At 49.2% G+C, this 2500-nt stretch carries 2 rRNA genes (1 of these 2 cut by a window edge); both read right to left on the reverse strand.

The features are described 5' to 3' along the window. Positions 1–44 precede the first annotated feature (44 nt). Positions 45–156 (reverse strand): 5S ribosomal RNA (rrf, locus tag J4E76_RS20685). Between the two features lie 156 nt (positions 157–312). Continuing rightward, positions 313–2500, reverse strand: a 23S ribosomal RNA gene (locus J4E76_RS20690) (it continues 705 nt past the right edge of the window).

Genomic DNA, 2500 nt, shown 5'->3' on the forward strand with positions numbered 1-2500 from the left:
GCATAAAAAAACCCTTATCGTCTATGATAAGGGTTTTAATAATAATCTGGCGACTACTTACTCTCCCACCGGTAAAGGCAGTACCATCAGCGCAAGTGGGCTTAACTTCTCTGTTCGGAAAGGGAAGAGGTGGACCCCACCGCTATAATCACCATAAAATCTTAACTGTCGTTTTAAGGGGTAAGGATTAAGCCTTAAGGCGAACCTTAAACCTTTATCCTTAGACCTTATCACTGACAGTGACATATTAATTGTAAGAGTATCACACAAGTAGAGTGTTGGCGCCACCTACTGAACTAGTCAGTAGGTGGCTACGGAAAGTTTACGGGTAATTAGTACTGCTCGGCTTTGACATTCCTGCCTTTACACCTGCAGCCTATCAACGTCATCATCTATAACGTCCCTTATAAAGAAGTCTCATCTTGAGGGGAGTTTCGCACTTAGATGCTTTCAGCGCTTATCTCTTCCCAACGTAGCTACTCAGCGGTGCACCTGGCGGCACAACTGATACACCAGCGGTTAGTCCATCTCGGTCCTCTCGTACTAAAGACAGGTCCTCTCAAACTTCTTACGCCCACAACAGATAGAGACCGAACTGTCTCACGACGTTCTGAACCCAGCTCGCGTGCCACTTTAATGGGCGAACAGCCCAACCCTTGGGACCTTCTCCAGCCCCAGGATGTGACGAGCCGACATCGAGGTGCCAAACCTCCCCGTCGATATGAGCTCTTGGGGGAGATCAGCCTGTTATCCCCAGAGTACCTTTTATCCTTTGAGCGATGGCCCTTCCATGCGGAACCACCGGATCACTATATCCGTCTTTCGACCCTGATCGGCTTGTAGGCCTCACAGTCAAGCACCCTTATGCTATTGCGCTCTACGTACGGTTACCAAGCGTACTGAGGGTACCTTTGAAAGCCTCCGTTACTCTTTTGGAGGCGACCACCCCAGTCAAACTACCCACCACACACTGTCTCCGCGTTTGCGGATTAGGCATCAGATAAATAAAGGGCGGTATTTCACCAACGACTCCACCACACCTAGCGATGCAGCTTCAAAGTCTCCCGCCTATCCTACACATCATTTACCCAATACCAATGTGAAGCTATAGTAAAGGTTCATGGGGTCTTTTCGTCCCGTTGCGGGTAAGCGGCATCTTCACCGCTACTACAATTTCACCGAGCTCGTGGCTGAGACAGTGCCCAGATCGTTACACCATTCGTGCAGGTCGGAACTTACCCGACAAGGAATTTCGCTACCTTAGGACCGTTATAGTTACGGCCGCCGTTTACTGGGGCTTCAGTTCAATGCTTCTCCTTACGGATAACATCCCCCCTTAACCTTCCAGCACCGGGCAGGTGTCAGGCCTTATACTTTATCTTTCGATTTCGCAAAGCCATGTGTTTTTGCTAAACAGTCGCCTGGGCCTATTCACTGCGGCTTCTCATGCAAGCATGAGGAAGCGCCCCTTCTCCCGAAGTTACAGGGCCATTTTGCCTAGTTCCTTAGCCACGGATCACTCGAGCACCTCAGGATTCTCTCCTTGACTACCTGTGTCGGTTTGCGGTACGGGCACCATATACATATGCTTAGAGGTTTTTCTTGGAAGTCTGATTAGGATCACTATCCACGCTGCCGAAGCATTGTGGTACTATCAGGTTCATCAAGCCGTGCGGATTTGCCTACACAGCCTATAACTACACCCTTTAACGAACTATTCCGTCAGTTCGCGGATCTTTCACTACTCCGTCACCCCATCGCTGAATACGGTGGTATTGGAATATTAACCAATTGTCCATCGACTACACCATTCGGTTTCGCCTTAGGTCCCGACTAACCCTGATCCGATTAGCGTTGATCAGGAAACCTTAGTCTATCGGTGGGCGGGTTTCTCACCCGCCTTATCGTTACTTATGCCTACATTTGCTTTTCTATACGCTCCACAATCCATCACCAGACTGCTTCTTCGCGGAATAGAATGCTCCCCTACCCAGTAGTAAACTACTGCCTTAGCTTCGGTACTATACTTAATGCCCGATCATCATCGATGCTCTGTCGCTCGACCAGTGAGCTGTTACGCACTCTTTAAATGAATGGCTGCTTCCAAGCCAACATCCTGGCTGTCTGTGCAACTGAACCGCCTTAGTTCAACTTAGTATAGATTTGGGGACCTTAGCTGAAGGTCTGGGTTCTTTCCCTCTCGGATAAGGACCTTAGCACCCTTACCCTCACTGCGGAGTATATCTGTTAGCATTCGGAGTTCGTCAGGATTTGGTAGGATTTGACTCCCCCTAGTCCTATCGGTAGCTCTACCTCTAACAGACTTTACCTCCACGCTGCTCCTAAAAGCATTTCGGGGAGTACGAGCTATTTCCCGGTTTGATTGGCCTTTCACCCCTACCCACAACTCATCCAAAGACTTTTCAACGTCAACTGGTTCGGTCCTCCATTGCATGTTACTGCAACTTCAACCTGGTCATGGGTAGATCACCGGGTTTCG

Source organism: Roseivirga sp. E12, from assembly GCF_017592825.1.
Taxonomy (GTDB): Bacteria; Bacteroidota; Bacteroidia; order Cytophagales; family Cyclobacteriaceae; genus Roseivirga.